The sequence below is a fragment of the Faecalicatena contorta genome (genome assembly GCF_021531895.1).
Classification (GTDB): domain Bacteria; phylum Bacillota; class Clostridia; order Lachnospirales; family Lachnospiraceae; genus JAFBIX01.
Genome location: NZ_JAFBIX010000077.1, coordinates 1 through 1,363 on the forward strand (window position 1 = coordinate 1; position 1,363 = coordinate 1,363).

Below are 1,363 nucleotides of genomic sequence, written 5' to 3' on the forward strand. Positions count from 1 at the left end.
TATAGTGGCTCAGTTGTCAAGACAAAAATCTAAGATTTTTATAATGAACTGATATGGTGAACAAGTTACAAGGAACATGGAGAGAACAGTGGAGCACTCCCCAGATCCAATATATGCTAAGCTACATATGGCATCAACATTGCCGGATAGTAGCATTCAGCCGGTGTTTGGTAATCAAGTGCAGAATGGCATCGTTCAAAGTTGTAGGTGTGGATATACTGTCCGATAGCAGCTCTTGCTTCCCTGATGTTGTTGTACTGTGTCAGATAGGCTTCCTCATACTTGAAGCTGCGGAACCAGCGCTCAATCATGATGTTGTCTGCCCAGCGGCTTTTTCCATCCATACTCTGACGGATGCCGTTTTCCTTTACAAAGTCAATGTATTGCTGACTTGTAAACTGACAACCCTGATCTGAATTCAGGATCTGAGGTTTTGCCACTTTGAAAGCTTTTTTCAGGGCACTGATAACCATTCTGGTATCAAGTGTGTCATCCACTTCCCAGCCGACAATACAACGGCTATACCAGTCGATCACGGCTGTCAGATACAGAAATCCGCGCTTGATCGGGATATATGTAATGTCAATAGACCATGCCTGATTTGGCTTGTCTATGACCGCATTACGAAGAAGATATGGACATACTTTCGCCTGCTGCATTCGCTTGGAAAGATTCATCTTTGGATAAATTGGGTAAATATCCATCTCATTCATGTAGCGTCTTGCCTTGCGGCGCCCAACCTGGTAACCACGGGCTTTTAACTGTGCAGACATTTGTCTTGCGCCCCAAGTGGGATTATCTGTATGGAGATGATCAATGATCTCTTTGCAGGCCAGTTCCTCATCTGAAATAGGGGCGCCCTTGTAATAAATGCTTGTACGGTTGATGTCAAGCAACATGGCACCTACGGAAGCCGGAATTTCCTTAGTCGTCAAAAGGTTTTGGACTAAACTTACTCTCGTAGTCAGGTCCACAAATTTCTTCAGATTTTTTTTTGAGCCAGTCAACCTGCATGGTTAACTGACCAACCTTTTTGGCATACTCCGCTTTCTCCTTACGCTCTTCGGCAAGCTTTTCTTTGAGGTTTTCCTCACGCTTGTCGTCGAACACAACCGAAGCATTGTTCAAGAACTCTTTTTTCCAGTTGCGGAGCAGATTTGGTTGGATGTTATTTTCAGTTGCAAGGGTATTGAGATCTTTCTCACCCTTAAGCAGCTCAATTACAAGGTCTGATTTGAATTTGGCATTGAAATTTCTTCTTTGTCTGGACATGATAATGGATCCTTTCTTTCATACTGGTTTAAGTATATCAGATTCATTAAAAACTGTCCGAAAAAGTGTCTTAATTTATGAGACCATTATA

2 protein-coding genes are annotated in these 1,363 nt (G+C 42.6%); both read right to left on the minus strand.

What is annotated here, in order from left to right:
• Positions 1-116: 116 nt before the first annotated feature.
• The gene (locus tag JQM81_RS13480; RefSeq protein ID WP_235234332.1) at positions 117-935 is read right to left on the minus strand and encodes an IS3 family transposase; all 819 of its coding nucleotides are present in this window, start codon (positions 933-935) and stop codon (positions 117-119) included.
• Entirely contained in the window at positions 925-1,272 is a 348-nt protein-coding gene (locus JQM81_RS13485) for a transposase (RefSeq protein WP_229097941.1), read from the minus strand. Before JQM81_RS13485 ends, JQM81_RS13480 begins: the two co-directional genes overlap by 11 nt.
• Between the last annotated feature and the right edge of the window lie 91 nt (positions 1,273-1,363).